This window comes from Clostridium thermobutyricum (assembly GCF_000371465.1).
Taxonomy (GTDB): Bacteria; Bacillota; Clostridia; order Clostridiales; family Clostridiaceae; genus Clostridium; species Clostridium thermobutyricum.
Map to the genome: position 1 here is coordinate 43641 of NZ_KB850958.1, position 18452 is coordinate 62092.

The window sequence follows — 18452 nt, forward strand, 5'->3', positions numbered from 1 at the left end:
AAATTTTAACAAATTTAATTATCAGTCTATAACATTAATTTCTATTATTATGATAATTATTGTTTTTAATAACAAACTATCTATCATTTTTTAATCTTTAAATTAAAACTAAAAAACAAACTTTTTTATTTATTAATGTATAATTTAAAGTATAAGTAAAAAATTTTTTTATTTTGAAATTCTAGATATATTCAATAAATATTCCTTTCAATCTATATAAAAATATTTATAAATCTATTAATTTATTTCCATAATAAATATTCAATATAAAACCTATATTCTTTCTAATAAAAAAAGGTTGATTAAAATTAATTCACCTTTTGAATCATCTGCTTCTTTAGAAGAACATGAAATTAAAAAAAGCTAATGCAAATTATTTTGCATTAGCTTTTTAAAATAGTAACTTTAGAATTTTTAATATATAATTTTAAATAATTTTTTATATTATTTTAAAATATAAAAAATTATTTTTCACTATCTAGTATAAACATACTTACTATTGATGAAAGTATCCCACCTGCTATTGGGGCAACTATGAATACCCATAATTGACCTAATGCTTGTCCACCTGCAAATAATGCTGGTCCTAAACTTCTAGCTGGGTTTACTGATGTTCCATCAACTGGAATTCCAACAAGGTGAACTGCTGTAAGAGTTAATCCTATAACAAGTCCTGCAACTATTGGATTTCCTTTTTTACCTGTTACAACTAAAATAACAAGTACAAATATAAATGTTAAAACAAATTCTGTTAAAAATACTCCCCACCATGTAAAATGTCCAAAAGAGTTTTGTCCAAAATTAGTAAGTGGTTTTTTTCCAGCTTTTAAAATTAAATATAATACCGTTGAACCTAATATTGCACCTAAGCATTGTGCTATTATATAAGATATAAGTTCTTTTAAATTCATTCTCTTATTTATAAACATAGCTACTGAAACTGCTGGATTAATGTGACATCCTGATATAGTTCCTATACTGTAACACATAGCCATAAGTGCTAAACCAAATGCTACAGCTATACCAAGTATACCTACGCCACTCATTCCTCCACCTAAAACAGCACATCCTGTCCCTACAAATACTAGAACGAAAGTTCCTATGAATTCTGCGATAGCTTTTTTAGCCATACTTAGAACCCCCTCTTCTTTTGTATTAGAGTTCTCTAAAAACTCCAAGTAATATCTTATACTTATCTCCCAAAGTTTTCAATAAAATATCCCATATAATGGATTAAAAATGAAAAAAACTACATTCATCTAATTTTTCTTTAATCTATTTTATAATTTTAATATTACCTTCGTTTACATTATTAATTTTATAAAGCATTAATTTCAAATATAAGTTAATATTATCCTTTTTCTCATTTCATAAATTTTATTTTTGAATTATTTAAACCTGAATATAAATTATAGTATCTTTTTATAAAAAAGAGCTAATACAAAATATTTTGTATTAGCTCTTTAAAAATAAATATTTTAAGCTTTTTCAAATCTAGTATTATACACAAATAATATTATAGCTGCTACTATTATTATTACATATCCTATTACATCATACATTTTAGGAAGTTTTCCCCAAACTAAAAATCCAAATATAGCTGAGAATATTACTCCACTATATGTATAAAGTGATATATCTCTAGCTGGTGCAAATTTATAAGCATAAACAACTGTAAATTCTGCCCCTACAACAGCTACGCTAGATAGCATTAGATATAAAAACTGTTTTCCTGTTAATGGAACATAACCATGTATCATAAATGGTAAACATAAAAGTGATGATATAAATGTATAGAAAAATACCACTGTAACTGGTTTTTCTATTGGTCCTAAATATCTCATTGTAGTATATGCTGCACCTGCTAATACTGCACATGATAAAGCACATAATGAAGCAACCAGTTGGAACTTACTTCCTGATGGATGTATTATAAGAATTATTCCAACAAAAGCTAAAGCTATAGCTATTATATGAACTGGTTTTATTTTTTCTTTTAAGAATATAAAAGAAAAAATTATTACAAAGAAAGGACTAAGTTCTGATAACATACTTGCGTTTGCTAAAAGCATATGTGATATAGCATATATATTTGCAAGTATTCCTACTGTTCCTACAACAGTTCTTATAATTAATGCTTTTCTACTTGCTTTAGTTCCAAAAAATGATCCTTTAGTTTTTAGTATTATAATAAAAGATACTACAATACTTAGTGAATTTCTATAAACTAATTTTTCAGCAGTTGGAATATGTCCTGCAAGTTTTATAAACACTCCCATTAAAGATAATAATACAGCAGTTAATATTATTAACCCTATACCTTTGATTTTGTCACTATTCATTTTTCAATCCTACTTTCTATATTGTGTATTAAAAAAACAATATAGACTATATAAATTAGTTTTTAATTATAAAATCTACTAATTTTATATATTCTAAAAACTAATAATATAATTAAGGTTATTTAAAGTATTAATATGCAATTTTATTTAAGTTCTAAAAATTATTTTTAACTTTTCTTTGTACCTATCTAAATTAATAAGCCTCTAAAACTTTTCTTATATATAATTTTAGTCTAGTTTAATATATAAAAATCTTTAATCTCTATATGTCATTTAGAATTATACTATCATTCTCATTTATATTGTCCCTATTTATACCATATTGCATAATAAAGTCCCCCTAAATACAGTTTAAATTATATTTAATCTTTATGATATATAATAAATTTAATAGCTTTCATCTTTAATTTATATAAACCTAAATTTATCAGATAAAAACTAATTTATATGTCTAATTTATTTTTTACTAATTTAAAAAGTATCTTTAAAAGTATTCCTATTAAAGACACTATAAATTTCCCCTTAATATAATTCTCATTTCATTTTCCAATATATTACTTATATTACATTCTAATCAACAGTAATTTTTTTCTTTATTATATTTATCTTGGAAAAATCCTATTCTAGAATAGTCTCTTTTATTTAAATAGTCAATTACATAATTCTATTTTTTATATATTGTTAATATACTCTAACTTAAACTATTAATATACTCTAACTTAAAATGTACAGCACTTTAATTAATTGATAGTTATACTTTAATTTTTTTGATTTTCTTCATATTTTAATTATTAGCACAAATGTTAACCATTGATATATATTTAGCTATATACTATAATTTTCAAAGATACTTTATAAAGCAGGGAGGTAATCTACTAAAATTTAGTAGTATAAAACAATGAAAATACGTATTCCTCATTATTTTAATGATTTTAAATGTATTGCAGATAAATGTGAATCCACTTGTTGTGCAAACTGGGAAGTTGTAATAGATGATGAAAGTCTAGAAAAATATAATGCTGTAAAAGGTCCTTTTAAAGATGTTTTACAAAGTAAGATTACAACTAACTCTGAAAATGAAAATATATTCTTATTAAATAAAAATAGATGTTCCTTCTTAAACTCTAATAATACTTGTGACCTATATATAAATTTAGGAAAAGATAGCTTATGTTATACTTGCTCTCAATATCCAAGATTTATAGAACAATTTTTAGATTTAAAAGAAATGGGACTATCCTTATCTTGCCCTGAGGCTGCACGAATAATTTTAAAAGAAGATAAAGCCTTGGAATTTAGTATATCTTCAAATGAGGAAGTTATTACTGAGATTCCATCAGATTTTGATAAAAAAGTTCTTAATGAATTCTTATTGTCTAGAAATTTAATATTTAAAATTTTAAATGATTCGCACATATCATTTAATAAAAAAATTACTATAATTCTTTCTTTTGTTAATGATCTTCAACTTAAAATTGATTTAGGAGATATGGAAGAGATTCCAGATGTAATAAAAGAATATGAGGAATTTTTAAAAGATGGTTTTATAGAAAAAGTTTTAACTTATATAGATGAAGAAACTCTAGAAAAATCTTTTAAGAAATCTAACCAATTTGAGCAAATTTATGATTATCTTAATGTTTATAAAGATTTTAAACAGATAGATAATACTGATCCACTAAATATAAATAGTTCTATAAACTTTATTGAAAATAATAAACTTTTTTATTTAAGTAAAAGAAATGATTTTAATGATTATTTTAAAGAAAATAATTATGCTTTTAAAAATATACTAGCTTATTTCATCTATAGATATTTTTTAAAAGGCTTTTTCGATTTTGATTTATCTTCCAAAATAAAAATTTCAGTAGTTAGTCTTTTAATTATTCGTGAGCTATCTATTATTCAATGGGCTGAAACTGGTATTTTAACAAATTCTGATTTTATAAAAATACTTTATACTTATTCTAAAAACATTGAGCATTTAGAAGAAAATATAGATATTATGCAAGATATTTTTGAAACAAAAGATGATTTTAAAATATTAAATATACTAAATTTATTAGATTTTGATATATAAATTCTCATTTGAAGTAGAATTATAAAAATTATTGATGGAAAGATAGTCTAATTAGTATTACTATAATTAAATATAGATTTTTAATTAAAGCTGAATCTAAATGTAGCGATTCAGCTTTAATTAATAGTTTAATAAATTTTTGCTAAATATTGTACTTTTATATAAACTTTAACTCATAAATATATTCTCTATATCATAATTAATATTGTTTTTATTTTTAATCATCACTACATGTACAAAAAGAATTCTGTACTTCTATATACTCCTCTTTTGATAAAGATTCTAAATATTTATAAAAATGTTCTTCACTACAAAAATATCCTACTTTATTCTCAAAGTAATCTTTTTCTAGTTCTTCTCTGCAATACATACACTTTTTCATATTATAGCTTCTCCTTTACTTGTAACTTTTATCTTCTATACTATTTTAATTTCTTTATATTATTTATAAGTTTGTATTTATTATATTTAATTACATGCTTATCAAGATTTTCATGATAATTAAAATATGCTCCATTATGTAAATCAAATTTACTTAGCCAAGGATATGTAACAATTATATTATTACAACCTTTTTTACATACATTATAAATATCCTCCATATCATTTGTAGTTATTTCTTTCATTTTATATTTTTCTAATGCTGTCCCTAATTTTCTTACTATATTTTCTAATACTTCTAAAGCTTCTTGTTTCTCTTCTTCATTATCTTCATAATTTAAAAAAGCTCCATTATGAATAAATACCATTCTATCTAATATATCTTTTGTTTCTTTAATCAATATATGTCTATGTCCTATCAATTTAATCTCTTCCTTTGTATTATTTTAAAATATTATTGTATAAATATATATTATACTTTTTACATTATTTATCAAATTAATTTAAAATTATTTTAGAAAAATAATTTTTATCTTATCTTTCCAACCTTAAAACTGTTAAAAATTGATTAAAAATGTATATTTTTGATTAAATTTAATTTAAAATAAATTCACAGAAACTTTTTAATAAAATTTAAATATTACTTTACTAGGAGGTAAATAATGAATAAAAAGCTATTTTTAAAGTTAGGAGTATTATTAGTATCTTTATCATCTCTCTCATTTGTTGCATGTGGACAAAAAAATAATTCAACACAATCAATTGATTTTGATAATAATACTAAACAAGAAGCAAAACAAAATCCTAAAGAAACAGATAATATAGAGCAAAACTCTAAGCAAGAATCGAAGTCAAAAACTACAGAAGCAGAAAATACAAAACAAAAGTCTAATCAAGAATCAAAACCTAAAGAAACAGAAAATATAAAACAAAACTCTAAACAAGAAGAAAAGCCAAAAACTACAGAAGCAGAAACTATGAAGCAAAATTCTCAACAAGAAGAAAAGCAAGAATATTATTATAATTTAATTAAAGAAGCTAAACAAAAGCAAATTGATTATATTAATTCTATTGATGACCCTAAAGTAAAACAATCTGTTCAAACAGCTTTTTCAGCAGCTATTTTTAAAGCAAATGAATTAACTTTAAAGTATACTGAAGATTCTGATATTATAAATGTAAGTTTAAACAAACTTCTTGATAACTAAAAATTTTTAAAATAATATTATATATATCTATTTAATAAAAAAATTACAATTATTGTTTTTTCTAGACTACTAATCAAATCATAATATTTTTCTCTATTTAAGCAATTTTAAAAGTAATATAAATTTAAATTTTTAATCTAAATAATGATTGATAAATATTTTAGGACAACCTGTGTTTTGTATACAAACCGTAGGTTGTCCTAATATTTCAATTATTATTTAAGCAAAAGAATCTCATTTTTATACAAGCAATAAAAACTCTTATAGCTTTATATGCAAATATATATTTTAATTAAATAATTAAACTTTTATTTTTACTATAAATAATATAAAATTTATGTTAATGGTATAAAAGGGGGACTTTTATGAAAAAAAAATTTTTTGGTATTGTATGTATGTTAACAATTGTTTTAGTTGCTTGTTATTTATTTGTCTCTAATATAAATAACGAAACTCTTAGTCTTACTGGCATATATTTAGATGATAATAATCAATTGCATGGTGAAGCAATAGATAAATCTAAAAAGAATGATTCTAAATATATAGGTTATATAGAAGGTAATTTTATTAGCAATACAAATAAAGAAATAACTGAAAATTTTTCTTTAAATAAAATTTACCTTCAAAATTTAAGCTTAGAAATCCCTGATTATTTTCAAACTTTTCAAGCAATGGATAGCAATAATGGTACGATAGCTTTGCTCACAAAAACAGATGATATTTTTAATCATTATAGTAAAGATAGTATAAGTGTATCTATCGTAGATAATGATTCTAATTATACTATTGAAAAATGTATAGAAAATATAAAAGAGTCAAATAAATTTCCAGGACTAGTTAGAAAATTACAAGATATTAATGTAGATGGAAATAGTTTGAAAGTTAATTATAATGGAGACTATAAAGATGTTGGAGATCCAAATGTTCAATCTAAATTTAAAGTTTATGAGCATCATATATTTCAGGATAATAAAATTTATATGATAGAATATCTTTATGAAGATGAAGTTATAGGAAAGAAAGTTATTGATATTTTAAATAAAAGTATTACTATAACTAAGCAATAACTAACTTATTTAAAATTTAATTTATAATAAAAAAACTATTTAAATAGAATATATTAAAATAAATATAAAAAGTTATCTTATTTGAAGATAACTTTTATTTTATTATCTAATAATTATGACTATAATCATAGTAATTTCTTTATTGAAAATTTCATATTTAAAAATATTCATATTCAATTATCTAATAATACTTTTTCCCACCCTGTATTTGACTCCATGCTATCCTCTTTATTATCTAAATAATATTTTAATATAAGCTTTTCCTCCTCTGTAAAACTATTTATAACTTTGCTTATCTCGCCGCCCAAAAAGCAATTATTTAAAATCTCTATTAAGTCTTCTAAACTACTAATTTCATTATGTATTATTATTAATTTGTCTTCTATAAATCTGCAACTTTTTATTTCTTCTATTAAAGCTCTTAACTTTTCATCTTCTATACTTGCATTTCCTATAAATTTTTCTTCTATATAATCTTCTTTCATCTTAAAATTTAGAAAAATATTATCTAAATTATTAAACTCAACACCTTTATTAATCCGTGCTACTAAATTTAATCCACTTTCTTTAATATAATTTTTTTCAAATTCATCTACTATTTCTAGCTCAATGCAAATTTTATCCACTGCTTCTAAAACTATTTCTTTAATAGAATTATTTTTAAAAATCTCTAGTAAAATTCTTCTTTGAATATCTCTTATTTCCATTTCAAATATATTTTCATTTAATATCTGAAGTCCTAGTATATTTGTAAAAACAGGCTCGAATATATTTATTAATAGCCCTTTATAATCTTCACAATAACTATTTAAAATCATTTCAATCTTCTCTTTTTTAAATTTATTACAAAATTTATTTTCAATTAAAAGTCTTTTAAGATATTCATTTATATAATCTATTCCTTGTAATTTTTCATTTACAGGATTTGAAAGCTGATAATCTATACTGCACTTTATTTCATGAGCAAAAAATCTATAATCATACCTTTTTAAACCTGCTCCAATTTCTATTATTGTATCTGAATAGGATATATTTTCAATCTCTGCATCTTCCTTTATTACATTTTCTAAAAGCTCTTTACTTTTACTTATCTCTACCTCTATTTCATTCCATGACTCCTCTAGCACTTTTTCTAAATCATCTATTGTTAATAAATCTATTTCTGATACTTTTTTATTTAATGAAAAACAGATTGATTTTAAAAGTTCTTCAGCTATTTCTATTGGAACTGAACTACTATCTCCCATAGTATATCTTTCAATTCTTTTTCCTAGCAATTTATATAACTTTAAATTTATAATATCTCTTTCTTCTCTACTTATTTTATCAATTTTAGTATCTTTCAAAGTTTCTAGGTATATATTATTTTCTTTCATAAATCCTCCCTGAAACTAATAATCTTTTCTTCTATTAAATCCATATCTAGTTTCACGACAAAGCTCTTCAAGATTTGTGCTACTTAAATACTCTATAGAACCTTGACATTGACCATTAAAATAATTTTTCATAAATTCAATTAACTCTTCATCAGCTATTTGTTCCATAGCTTCTCCTTTAAAAAAATAAAAAATCTCTTGAAGCTCTTCTAAAACTTCCTCATAATTATCTTTCATGATATATGGTGAATCGCAAAAAGCCTCAATTAGATTTTTCAAAATACCATCTCCAAACTCAACTCTTCCAGTATTTTTCAAACTTTCAAAACGTTTATTAATTAAATTTTCTATTTGATTATCTGATAAAGAAACTCCATATTTCATTGTTAATTCATTACAACTCTTTATCTCTAATATCATCTTCTCCTTTTGCATATTTTGAATAATTAAATCAAAACTTTCACTCACATTTATCACCTCTAGCATATCTTACTCTTCTTTTTCAAAGACTACTAGACTTGAAAATTTTTCAATTTTGTGGTAATATATAAACATAGATAAAAGGATATAAAGCTAGAGTTTTGCTTGCTTTACATCCTTTTTTATTTTTTAATAAATATTTTTATTTATCTAAAATATTTGTAATAAAATTATTTTTTTAAAATACTAAAACATATTTTGGTTTTTTCTTAGCTTGTTTTTCTTGTAATTCGTGTGCTTGTGAAGCATGTTTAAAATCTAATGTATAAACATCATCATCCAATAAAAGACCTTTTTTGAATTGATCATTTATAATTTCAGCAGCTATTTTTAGATGTTCTATACTAGCATGGCTTATAACAAATCCTAGTATTTGTCCCATTTTAGTATAAAGAGGCCAAGTATCTATAGTATCAATTGGAGCTGGTGTAATCATTAAAATTCTTCCACCAACATTTAATGCTGTAATATTATTTTGAAGATTTGCATGACCTGATGTATCCACAATTAAATCAAATATTTCTCTTTGATTTTCTGACGGAAAAGTTTCTTTATAATCTATAGTATTATCTGCTCCTAATTTGTGTAATATTTCAAAATCATCTGGATTTGAAGTTGTTGTAATAGAAAGCCCCATTTGCTTAGCTAAACTAACTAGTTTTCTACCAACATGTCCAGCAGCTCCCTGTATTAATATTTTTTCTCCTATTCTCGCTTTTCCTATTTCTGCTAAAAGAATAGCAGCAGTAGCTGAAGAATGTAATGAAGCAACAGCTGAAATAGGATCAACTCCTTCTGGAAGATGATATAGTCTATCTTGGTTAACACTAACAAATTCAGAAGTTACGCCTTGTCTTCCATCATACCCCATACTATTTGCCCAAACAATATCTCCAATTTTGAAGCCTTTTGTAGCCTTTCCAATTTCATGTACAACTCCTACCATATCTCTACCAATAATAAAAGGAAATGGTATTGGTGTTTTATACTTTCCTGAACGAATAAATGTATCTACATTATTTACGGATACGCAAATTGTTTTTACTATAATTTCATCATCACGGCATATTGGGTTATCAACATCACCATATTGTATATTTTTTATACTACCACACTCTGTAATATATGCTGCTTTCACATTAAAACTCCTTTCATATAATTATACTTATGTAAAATAAATATACATTTTCAATAGATAACACGTATCTAACTTTTTACATATTAAATGTATTCTAGCATAAAATTTTTATTAAAATATTAATAATATTTCTGACTTTCTCCAAATCAATCACTACCAAGTATAAATTTATAATTATATTTTCCAAGACTATTTAAGGTTTTATATGTGTTCATTTTATAAATTTATAAATCGAAATCTAAATGATAACATTCCTGTAAATTATTCTCATTTAAATTTAACTTGTATTTCACAAATTTTATTAGGCTCTTTTCTGTAATTAATAAAATTTTTTAAGCAACATTTTTTTATGGATAAGATAAAAAAATTAATAAGTAGAAAATATATTATGAATTAAAATAGGCTTGTATCATTTTAATAAATTGCTAAAAACAGAGTGTTAATTCAAAGTGAAATTATTACATTTAAAAATATAATATGTTTTTTTTATTATAATAATAGAAAAACTACGAAAACTTTATCTATATAAATCGGTGAATTAATGTTAACAAATTATTATAATTGCGTTCTTTGACAATAATGAATTCTATTAGTAATAATTATAAGTAATTGTAATTTTATTAAATAATTTTATTTAAATGTAGTAAAAGAAAAATATGAAAGGATGGATTATATGAATAAATTAAAAAAGCTAACACTGTTTCAGTTAATAGGAATTACTATTGCTTTCTTTGGAAGTGTTAGAAGTGTACCAACATTAGCTATAAATGGATGGACAGGTATCACATATATAGTTGCAGCTGTAATTATTTTTGCAATTCCTATAGCACTTATAGCAGCTGAACTTGCAACTGGTTGGTCAGATGAAGGTGGACCTCAATTGTGGGTTAAGGAAGGACTAGGACCTAAGTGGAGTTTTGTTACTTCTTGGATACTATGGATTCAGATGGTTACAGGAATGACAATGGTAGGGAGTATAGTAGGAGTAATTTTAGCTTATGTAATAGGAATTCCAAGTCTTTCTCAAAATAGTATTTTTGTATTTATTTGTTTACTTATAAGTTTTTGGGGTGTTACGCTTCTTAATTTTAAATTTAATATGGTTAAAGTTGTAGGAAAGTTTGGAACACTTATAGGAGTTCTTATTCCTTTTGCTGCACTTACAATATTAGGTGTTTTATATATGTTCAAATTTGGAATTAATCCAGGACATTATTTAGGAAACTTTGAATTATCTAAATTAGTGCCTAATATACATAATTTAGGTACATTAACATATTTTTCAGGAATTATATTTATCTTTGCAGGGGTAGAGATTTCATCAGTTCATATAAATAATATACATAATCCGAAAAGAAATTATCCAATAGCAGTTATTATATCAGTAGTTATACTGGTAATTGTGAATTTAATAGCAGGACTTACTGTTGCAAATGCAATTCCTAAAGGACAAATTGAGCTAACAAATGTATTACAACCTTTTGTAGTATATACAAAAGCCTTTCACTTACCTACAATAATAGAAAAAATTATTGCATTAATGATAGTAATTGGAGTTCTTGGACAAATGAGTGCATGGGTATTAGGTCCAGCTAAAGCAATGATAAAAGTTGCAGAAGAAGGGAATTTACCAAAAATATTTCAAAGAAAAACAGAAAGAGGAATACCAATAACTATTGTTATAGTACAAGCTATAATGGTTTCTTTATTAGCAGTATCATATGTTGCAATTCCAAATGTTAATGGAGTATTCTTTATGATAACAATTGTTACAACTATACTTTATTGTTTAGTTTACATACTAATTTGTATTTCAGCTATAAGATTAAGATACACAAAACCTAATATAGAAAGAGCTTTTAGATTAGGTGTAAATGGAAATTTAGTAATGTGGATAGTGGCATTACTTGCTTTATTTGGTCTTATATTAACTATAGTAATAAGTTTAATTCCACCATCAATTATAAGTAAGAGTCAAGATGGTTTTTATATTGGATTTCAAGCTATAGGTACAATAATAAATATAATAATTCCATTATTAATATTTAAATTTAAAAAGAAAAGTTGGAAAATAAGATAAAAAATAAAAGCTATATCAAAAATTTTAGATATAGCTTTTATATTTTTTAATAGATAAATAATTATTATATCGGTTTTATTTCATCATAATATCCTTTTAACTTTGAATTTAACTCTCCAAGATTTATATAAACTATACTATTATTATTATTTGACGATTGACCTCCTTCTATACCATTTTTATCAAAAGATTTATCAATAGCTCTTATTTGATACCATGAACTAGTATAAAGATTATTTATTAAATTATTTAAAGCCCTACCACTTATCTGATATTTACTATTTGTACTATTATCATTAAAATGTTTAATATCGTTATTTTCTTGATTACTTTGTTTTACACTTTTATTTATATTTTGATTATAAATTGCTTTTACATTTTCACTTGTTTGCACATCTTTTTGGTTTGTTATAGATTTAGTATTTTTTATATGTATATTTTGTTGATTCGATGTTTCTTCATTAATATTTGTATTTATGTTTTTTTCACTATCTGTTTTAACGTTTTTTAAGCTCTCTTCTTCTGGACTTATTTTATTACTAGCTACTAATTTATTAACCTCGGTTTCTTTATTACTAGAAATTATAACAAACCCACCTATTCCACAAACCATTATTATCCCAACTATTATAGTAATTATTTTTCTCATATGTAAAAATCTCCTTATCAATATATTCTATATTAATCTAACAAATAAATATGAATTTCGAATAACATTTTTATGATAAATTAGATTTTTAATCTAATTTTTTAAAAATTAATTGAATAGTTTTTATAAGTTCAATTTCTAATTTAAATATGTATAATTCTTTTTCTTTTTCATAAGATATAAATGTAGTATTTATATACTTAGCCTTTAAATAAAATATTTGATTTGTTCTCGAAAACAATAGAAAACCCATCCAAAAATGAATGGGTTTTCTATTAATATATTTTTACAAGGAGCTAGAAAAACACTAATCGAATTAATGATTTTCTAGTATACAATAATAATATTAAGTTGTACTAACCATAAAATACATTACTAAATAAATGATAAATAATATTTACAAAAAACATTAAAATTATCATTTTTATAGTTTGGAAAATTATATAACTTTAGTATAAATAATATTAGTTAGTATTATTATGTTAGTATCATATTATTTAATTACTGTAAAGTAAATGTATAACATATATAGTATATCACAATAACTATACATATATTGGATATGCGATTTTAAAACTTTTAATATTTTAATATATTTCTGTAATAAATTTAAATAAAATATCATTCTATAATAATTTGAACAATTAATTCGTTAAAATATATTAAATGTATAAATTTACTTCTAACTAAAACTTTAATATTTCTTTTATTTAATTAGCATAACAATTATTGTTTATCATAAACTAAAATGTAGAAATCTATATATTCAATCTTTAGAATCCAATATTTAATTCATAATAAAAATAATAAAAAGCCGTTCAATAATTCGAACGGCTTTTTATTATATTTTAAAAGGTAATAGCAAAATACTATAATGGTATGTTAATAAAATAGTAGTAAGTTTGTATTAAATACAAAGAATAATTATATTTTATTTATTAAAACCTTTACAAATAAAATTATTCTTTGCTATGGGGAAGATCTGTTTTAGTACCCAACATAAATATAAATTTTAGGTTTATTATTTATATTATTAACATACAACATATTGAGATATAATATATTCAATATGTTTGTATTATAGCACAATATTTATATTTATGTCGTATATATTGAATATATTTATTTTTATAATTTCAGTAATTTGATATACTTTTTTAAAATAAAAATAAATATCTTACTCTTTTATTGCAATTAAAGTAATTAATTATATAAAATTTATTAAAACATATAAATTTTTATTTTAAATTAATTTATATAAATAAAAGATTTATTTTTCAAACAATAAAAAAACTATTCATTTCTGAATAGCTTTTTTAAATAGGTTTTATAAGGAGCTAGTGAAACACCAAAATAAGCGCCTTACTAGTATTAATATTATTAGGTTGCACTAACATAATATTGCTTACTAAACAAATGATAAAAAACATTTACAAAAGTAGTGAAACTATTTATGTGTATACATTAGAAAAAGCTTATAAATTTAATATAAACAATTGTTAGGAGTATTATTATGTTAATTACATATTACATAATTAGTATAAAGTAACTATGTAACATACTTAGTATACCACAATGACTATACATATATTGGATATGTAATTTCAAAACTTTTAATATTTTAATATATTATTGCAATAATTTTAAATACAATGTCACTTTATAATATTTTGGATAATTAATTCGTTAAAACATATTAAATGCATAAATTTTATTCTAATTATATTTTTTTACATTATCATAATGATATTATTAGGTTTACTCTTAGACTATAAATAAAATACTATATTAAATTTTTATTTATCTTAAAATTCAAAAAACAAAATTTAAAAGGGGGTAGTTTATAAAATAATGTATTATTATCTTAAATATTATATATAGCCTCATTATCTTTAAAGGATCAATTATGAAAAAGCTAAATAAAAAATACTACGAATTAATAAGTGAATTAGAAAAGTCATTAAATGATTTTGAAGTTAAAGAAGATAAAAACTTAACTAAAATTTTAACTGAATATAAAGATAAATTTTATTTCTTATACAGAAAAACTTCATTTTCACAAGATGAAGAAGAAATGATAAGAAAATTAAGTGAAATCGGTAAGAGTGCCGGTTTAAATTGAACATATGGTTCTGATTATGGAGATAAATCTATTTTAACTTAAACAAAAAAAGCTAGAGAATTTATTTTCTCTAGCTTTTATTATTTTTAAAATGTATATCAATCTACATTTTAACTAATTAATCTAAATCTTCTCCATTTGATGCAATAACTTTTTTATACCAATAGAATGAATCCTTCTTATATCTCTTATAAGTTCCATTACCTTCATCATCTAAATCAACATAAATAAAACCATAACGTTTACGCATTTCACCAGTAGATGCACTAATTAAATCAATACAACCCCATGGTGTATATGCTCTTAAATCAACTCCATCATCAATAGCTTCTTCCATTGCTTTAATGTGTTCTCTTAAATAATCTATACGATATGGATCATGAATTGATCCATCTTCTTCTTTTTTATCTATAGCTCCCAAACCATTTTCTACAATCATTAAAGGTTTTTGATAACGATCATAAATAACATTTAATAAATATCTTAATCCATCAGGATCTAAAGACCATCCCCAATCACTATATTTTAAATACTTATTCTTTGCACCAAGAACAATATTTCCTGCTCCATCCATTTCAACATCTTCATGAGTTGTCACACAACTTGTTGAATAGTAAGAAAAACTAATAAAGTCTACTACACCTTCTTTTAATTCATCAAGATCTGACTGAGAGAATTCAAGTTCTACACCACTTCTTGCTCTTGTACTTTTTGCAAATGAAGGATAATATCCTCTCACCATAACATCTCCACTATAGAAAAAGTAATCTTGCCATTTACGCTGACAAGCTAATACATCTTTTGGATCACATGTTAATGGATAATTGACAGTTGTAGCAAGCATACAACCAACTTGATAATTTGTATCAATTTGGTGAGCAAGTTTTACAACTCTAGCACTAGCAACCATCTGATGATGTAATTTTAAATAAGTTTCTTTCTTATCATCAGCAGTCATTCCTTTAAAGAAATCAAAATACATTAATAAACTATTTATTTCATTAAATGTTAGCCAATATTTTACTAAGCCCTTATAACGCTTAAAAACTGTTTCTGCATAATGTTCAAAATAATCAATTAAATCATGGTTTGTCCATCCACCACAATCTTCTTCAAGATAAATAGGTGTATCATAATGACATAATGTTACTAAAGGTTCAATTCCATACTTTTTACATTCCTTAAAAACATTCTCATAAAATTTTAACCCTTGTTCATTTGGTTCTTTTTCAATACCATTTGGAAAAATTCTGCTCCATGATATTGACATACGATACATCTTAAATCCCATTTCAGCAAATAATGCAATATCTTCTTTATAATAATGATAAAAATCAATAGCTTTATGATTAGGATAATACTCATCTTCAAAAATAGCTCTTTTAGCCATTTTAGGGAAAGGCTGAAATCCAGAAATCTTTCCTTTATTCCCCTCTTTATCTATATATGTGATAAGACGTGGACTTTTTGCACTTCCAGCTAATAAAAAATCAGAACCTATTTCACCTTTACCATCTAAACCATATCCACCTTCACATTGGTTAGCAGCTGTAGCTCCTCCCCAATAAAATCCTTTTGGAAAACTCATAATATACCTCCTATTTACCTCTTTATACTCTTAAAACTTTTAAAATTGAATCACCATGGCCATGATGTTCATGATCTAATTCAACAACATCTAAATAATCAAAACTATTTGTAACCATCATTGGAATTTCACAATCATATCCTAATTCTTCAATTTTATCTTTTTCAAATGTTAAAAGTAATTGTCCAGCTTTTACTTCGTCTCCTTGAGAAATGTGGTTTTTGAAATATTTCCCTTCTAAAGAAACAGTATTTATACCAATATGGATTAAAATTTCACAACCATCTTCACTTACAATACCAATAGCATGTTTTGTAGGAAATAATGTTCTTACTATTCCATTACATGGAGAATATACTTTTCCATCATCAGGAATTAATAAACATCCTTTTCCTAATGCTCCACTTGCAAAAGCATCATCTTTAGAAGCAGATAAAGCTTGTACTTTCCCAGCAACTGGCATAAGAAATACTTCTTGTTTTGTTGATATTTGTTCTTCTTTTTTTAAAGAAGAAGAATTATTATTCTCTAAATAATCATAGTCAGAATCTTTATAAGAGAATAATCCTAATATTAATGATACAATAAATGGAGCAATAGTCATAATAGCAATAGCTATAAAATTAGGATTTACTGGATCAATAAATCCTAATAAACCGATTACACCCATACCAGCATATGAATACATTTTTAATCCACTTAATGCAACAATAATACCACCTACTGCTCCACCAATACAGTTAATTACAAACATCTTTTTACGAGGTAAAGTTACACCATATGTTGCTGGTTCAGTTACTCCAAATATTGAAGATATAAATGATGGTAAAGCAACTGATTTTAATTTTTCATCTTTTGTTCTTAAAAATACTGCTAAAACTGTACCACAAGTTGCAAAGCATGCTCCATAAGAGAATGCAAGCATCTGACTTGGATTACCTGCAATTAAATCCATAAATGCAAATACTGTTAAAACCCCATGTACTCCAAACATTACAAATACCTGCCATAAACCACCTAATAATACTCCTGCAAGTAATGGTGAAAAACTACAAATTGAAGTTAGAGCCATATTTAACCCTGTCCCAATTAAATTAGCAAAAGGCCCAATAATTACGAAAGTTAAAGGAAATGAAATTACCAAAGTTAATAATGGTGTCATAAATCCTTTAATAGTTTTAGGCATATATTTATCAATTAACTTATATAATGGTGCAGCAAAAAGTAATCCAAATAAAATTGGCATAAATGTTGAAGTATAACTTGCTTTAACAACATATCCAAAAATATTTAGTTCAACATTTTGAATAGTAGGATAACACATAGCTCCTGCTAAAATCATCCCAAAGAAAGGATCTATTTCAAATTTCTTAGCTAAATTATAACCTAACATTAAAGGTAGAAAATAAAAGAAACAATCTCCTGCTGCATTAAATAGCATATAAATACTTGATTCAGGGCTTAGTCCAGCAAAAGCCAATAAAACAGTTAACCCTTTAATAATCCCACAAGCACAAAGTAAATTAAGTACTGGTCCCATACCACCCATAATTACATTTAATACTCTATTAATAATACTCTTTTTTTGTTTTGCGTCTTTATTGACAGCAACTTGATTATCCAATCCTAATTGCTTACATACTTCATCAAAGACCTCTCCAACATGTTCTCCAATAACAACCATATATTGTCCTATTGATTTAACAACAGTTACAACACCATCCATATTCTTTAACACATCATCATTAGCCTTTGATTCATCAATCAATTTAAATCTTAACCTCGTTACACAATGTGTTAAACTCTCTACATTCTCTTTTCCTCCAATATTTTCAATAATATTAGATGCTAGTTTTGTGTATTTACCCATTATTTTTCCTCCATTCTAAGTAATTAAAACTCATTTTGAAGGTTTAGCCAACTTAATGTTACCATCCATTT

The 18452-nt window shown here is 23.9% G+C and carries 15 protein-coding genes; 5 read left to right on the forward strand and 10 right to left on the reverse strand.

Features of this window, described 5'->3' with window-relative positions; translation table 11 throughout:
* Window positions 1-464: 464 nt before the first annotated feature.
* Together HMPREF1092_RS13845 and HMPREF1092_RS13850 are read right to left on the reverse strand one after the other, a co-directional pair.
* Window positions 465-1130 carry an MIP family channel protein gene (locus HMPREF1092_RS13845; RefSeq protein ID WP_002599287.1) on the reverse strand — a complete coding sequence of 222 codons (666 nt, stop codon included), beginning with the start codon at window positions 1128-1130 and terminating at the stop codon, window positions 465-467.
* A 348-nt stretch (window positions 1131-1478) separates the two neighbouring features.
* On the reverse strand, window positions 1479-2342 hold the full coding sequence (locus HMPREF1092_RS13850) for a DMT family transporter (protein WP_002599288.1): 864 nt from the start codon (window positions 2340-2342) through the stop codon (window positions 1479-1481).
* An 898-nt stretch (window positions 2343-3240) separates the two neighbouring features.
* Between HMPREF1092_RS13850 and fliB the strand changes: the two genes are divergently transcribed.
* The gene (gene fliB, locus HMPREF1092_RS13855; protein ID WP_002599289.1) at window positions 3241-4422 is read left to right on the forward strand and encodes a flagellin lysine-N-methylase; all 1182 of its coding nucleotides are present in this window, start codon (window positions 3241-3243) and stop codon (window positions 4420-4422) included.
* 217 nt (window positions 4423-4639) lie between these two features.
* Here fliB and HMPREF1092_RS17285 read toward each other — a convergent pair whose 3' ends face one another.
* A complete protein-coding gene (locus HMPREF1092_RS17285; RefSeq protein ID WP_002599290.1) occupies window positions 4640-4804 on the reverse strand; it encodes a hypothetical protein in 165 nt (54 codons plus the stop codon).
* Window positions 4805-4844: 40 nt separating this feature from the next.
* Entirely contained in the window at window positions 4845-5225 is a 381-nt protein-coding gene (locus HMPREF1092_RS13860; RefSeq protein ID WP_002599291.1) for a hypothetical protein, read from the reverse strand.
* 240 nt (window positions 5226-5465) lie between these two features.
* Here HMPREF1092_RS13860 and HMPREF1092_RS13865 point away from each other — a divergent pair, with 240 nt between their 5' ends.
* Window positions 5466-6011, forward strand: a complete 546-nt coding sequence (locus HMPREF1092_RS13865) for a hypothetical protein (RefSeq protein ID WP_002599292.1) — start codon at window positions 5466-5468, stop codon at window positions 6009-6011.
* Between the two features lie 365 nt (window positions 6012-6376).
* On the forward strand, window positions 6377-7078 hold the full coding sequence (locus tag HMPREF1092_RS13870) for a hypothetical protein (RefSeq protein ID WP_002599293.1): 702 nt from the start codon (window positions 6377-6379) through the stop codon (window positions 7076-7078).
* Window positions 7079-7251: 173 nt separating this feature from the next.
* Here HMPREF1092_RS13870 and HMPREF1092_RS13875 read toward each other — a convergent pair whose 3' ends face one another.
* The 3 genes from HMPREF1092_RS13875 to HMPREF1092_RS13885 all read right to left on the reverse strand — a co-directional run bounded on the left by HMPREF1092_RS13875 (window position 7252) and on the right by HMPREF1092_RS13885 (window position 10072).
* Complete coding sequence (locus HMPREF1092_RS13875) at window positions 7252-8454, reverse strand: DUF6179 domain-containing protein (RefSeq protein WP_002599294.1); 1203 nt, start codon at window positions 8452-8454, stop codon at window positions 7252-7254.
* A gap of 15 nt (window positions 8455-8469) precedes the next feature.
* Window positions 8470-8922 carry a DUF6323 family protein gene (locus HMPREF1092_RS13880; protein WP_002599295.1) on the reverse strand — a complete coding sequence of 151 codons (453 nt, stop codon included), beginning with the start codon at window positions 8920-8922 and terminating at the stop codon, window positions 8470-8472.
* Window positions 8923-9112: 190 nt separating this feature from the next.
* Window positions 9113-10072 carry an alcohol dehydrogenase catalytic domain-containing protein gene (locus tag HMPREF1092_RS13885; RefSeq protein ID WP_002599296.1) on the reverse strand — a complete coding sequence of 320 codons (960 nt, stop codon included), beginning with the start codon at window positions 10070-10072 and terminating at the stop codon, window positions 9113-9115.
* A 673-nt stretch (window positions 10073-10745) separates the two neighbouring features.
* Here HMPREF1092_RS13885 and tyrP point away from each other — a divergent pair.
* Window positions 10746-12152, forward strand: a complete 1407-nt coding sequence (gene tyrP / locus HMPREF1092_RS13890; RefSeq protein WP_002599297.1) for a tyrosine-tyramine antiporter — start codon at window positions 10746-10748, stop codon at window positions 12150-12152.
* Window positions 12153-12216: 64 nt separating this feature from the next.
* Here tyrP and HMPREF1092_RS13895 read toward each other — a convergent pair whose 3' ends face one another.
* Window positions 12217-12801 (reverse strand): hypothetical protein, encoded by a 585-nt coding sequence (locus HMPREF1092_RS13895; RefSeq protein WP_002599298.1) that lies wholly within the window; start codon window positions 12799-12801, stop codon window positions 12217-12219.
* Between the two features lie 1906 nt (window positions 12802-14707).
* Here HMPREF1092_RS13895 and HMPREF1092_RS13900 point away from each other — a divergent pair.
* Window positions 14708-14923 carry a hypothetical protein gene (locus tag HMPREF1092_RS13900; protein ID WP_002599299.1) on the forward strand — a complete coding sequence of 72 codons (216 nt, stop codon included), beginning with the start codon at window positions 14708-14710 and terminating at the stop codon, window positions 14921-14923.
* 118 nt (window positions 14924-15041) lie between these two features.
* Here the strand turns inward: HMPREF1092_RS13900 and HMPREF1092_RS13905 are convergent, their stop codons facing one another.
* A complete protein-coding gene (locus HMPREF1092_RS13905; RefSeq protein ID WP_002599300.1) occupies window positions 15042-16511 on the reverse strand; it encodes a glycoside hydrolase family 1 protein in 1470 nt (489 codons plus the stop codon).
* 22 nt (window positions 16512-16533) lie between these two features.
* Complete coding sequence (locus HMPREF1092_RS13910) at window positions 16534-18381, reverse strand: beta-glucoside-specific PTS transporter subunit IIABC (protein WP_002599301.1); 1848 nt, start codon at window positions 18379-18381, stop codon at window positions 16534-16536.
* Window positions 18382-18452 lie beyond the last annotated feature (71 nt).

Coding starts and splice junctions, on each gene's coding strand:
- HMPREF1092_RS13845 (WP_002599287.1), bottom strand. CDS start 1,130: ATGGCTAAAAAAGCTATCGCAGAATTCATAGGAACTTTCGTTCTAGTA.
- HMPREF1092_RS13850 (WP_002599288.1), bottom strand. CDS start 2,342: ATGAATAGTGACAAAATCAAAGGTATAGGGTTAATAATATTAACTGCT.
- fliB (WP_002599289.1), top strand. CDS start 3,241: ATGAAAATACGTATTCCTCATTATTTTAATGATTTTAAATGTATTGCA.
- HMPREF1092_RS17285 (WP_002599290.1), bottom strand. CDS start 4,804: ATGAAAAAGTGTATGTATTGCAGAGAAGAACTAGAAAAAGATTACTTT.
- HMPREF1092_RS13865 (WP_002599292.1), top strand. CDS start 5,466: ATGAATAAAAAGCTATTTTTAAAGTTAGGAGTATTATTAGTATCTTTA.
- HMPREF1092_RS13870 (WP_002599293.1), top strand. CDS start 6,377: ATGAAAAAAAAATTTTTTGGTATTGTATGTATGTTAACAATTGTTTTA.
- HMPREF1092_RS13875 (WP_002599294.1), bottom strand. CDS start 8,454: ATGAAAGAAAATAATATATACCTAGAAACTTTGAAAGATACTAAAATT.
- tyrP (WP_002599297.1), top strand. CDS start 10,746: ATGAATAAATTAAAAAAGCTAACACTGTTTCAGTTAATAGGAATTACT.
- HMPREF1092_RS13895 (WP_002599298.1), bottom strand. CDS start 12,801: ATGAGAAAAATAATTACTATAATAGTTGGGATAATAATGGTTTGTGGA.
- HMPREF1092_RS13900 (WP_002599299.1), top strand. CDS start 14,708: ATGAAAAAGCTAAATAAAAAATACTACGAATTAATAAGTGAATTAGAA.
- HMPREF1092_RS13905 (WP_002599300.1), bottom strand. CDS start 16,511: ATGAGTTTTCCAAAAGGATTTTATTGGGGAGGAGCTACAGCTGCTAAC.
- HMPREF1092_RS13910 (WP_002599301.1), bottom strand. CDS start 18,381: ATGGGTAAATACACAAAACTAGCATCTAATATTATTGAAAATATTGGA.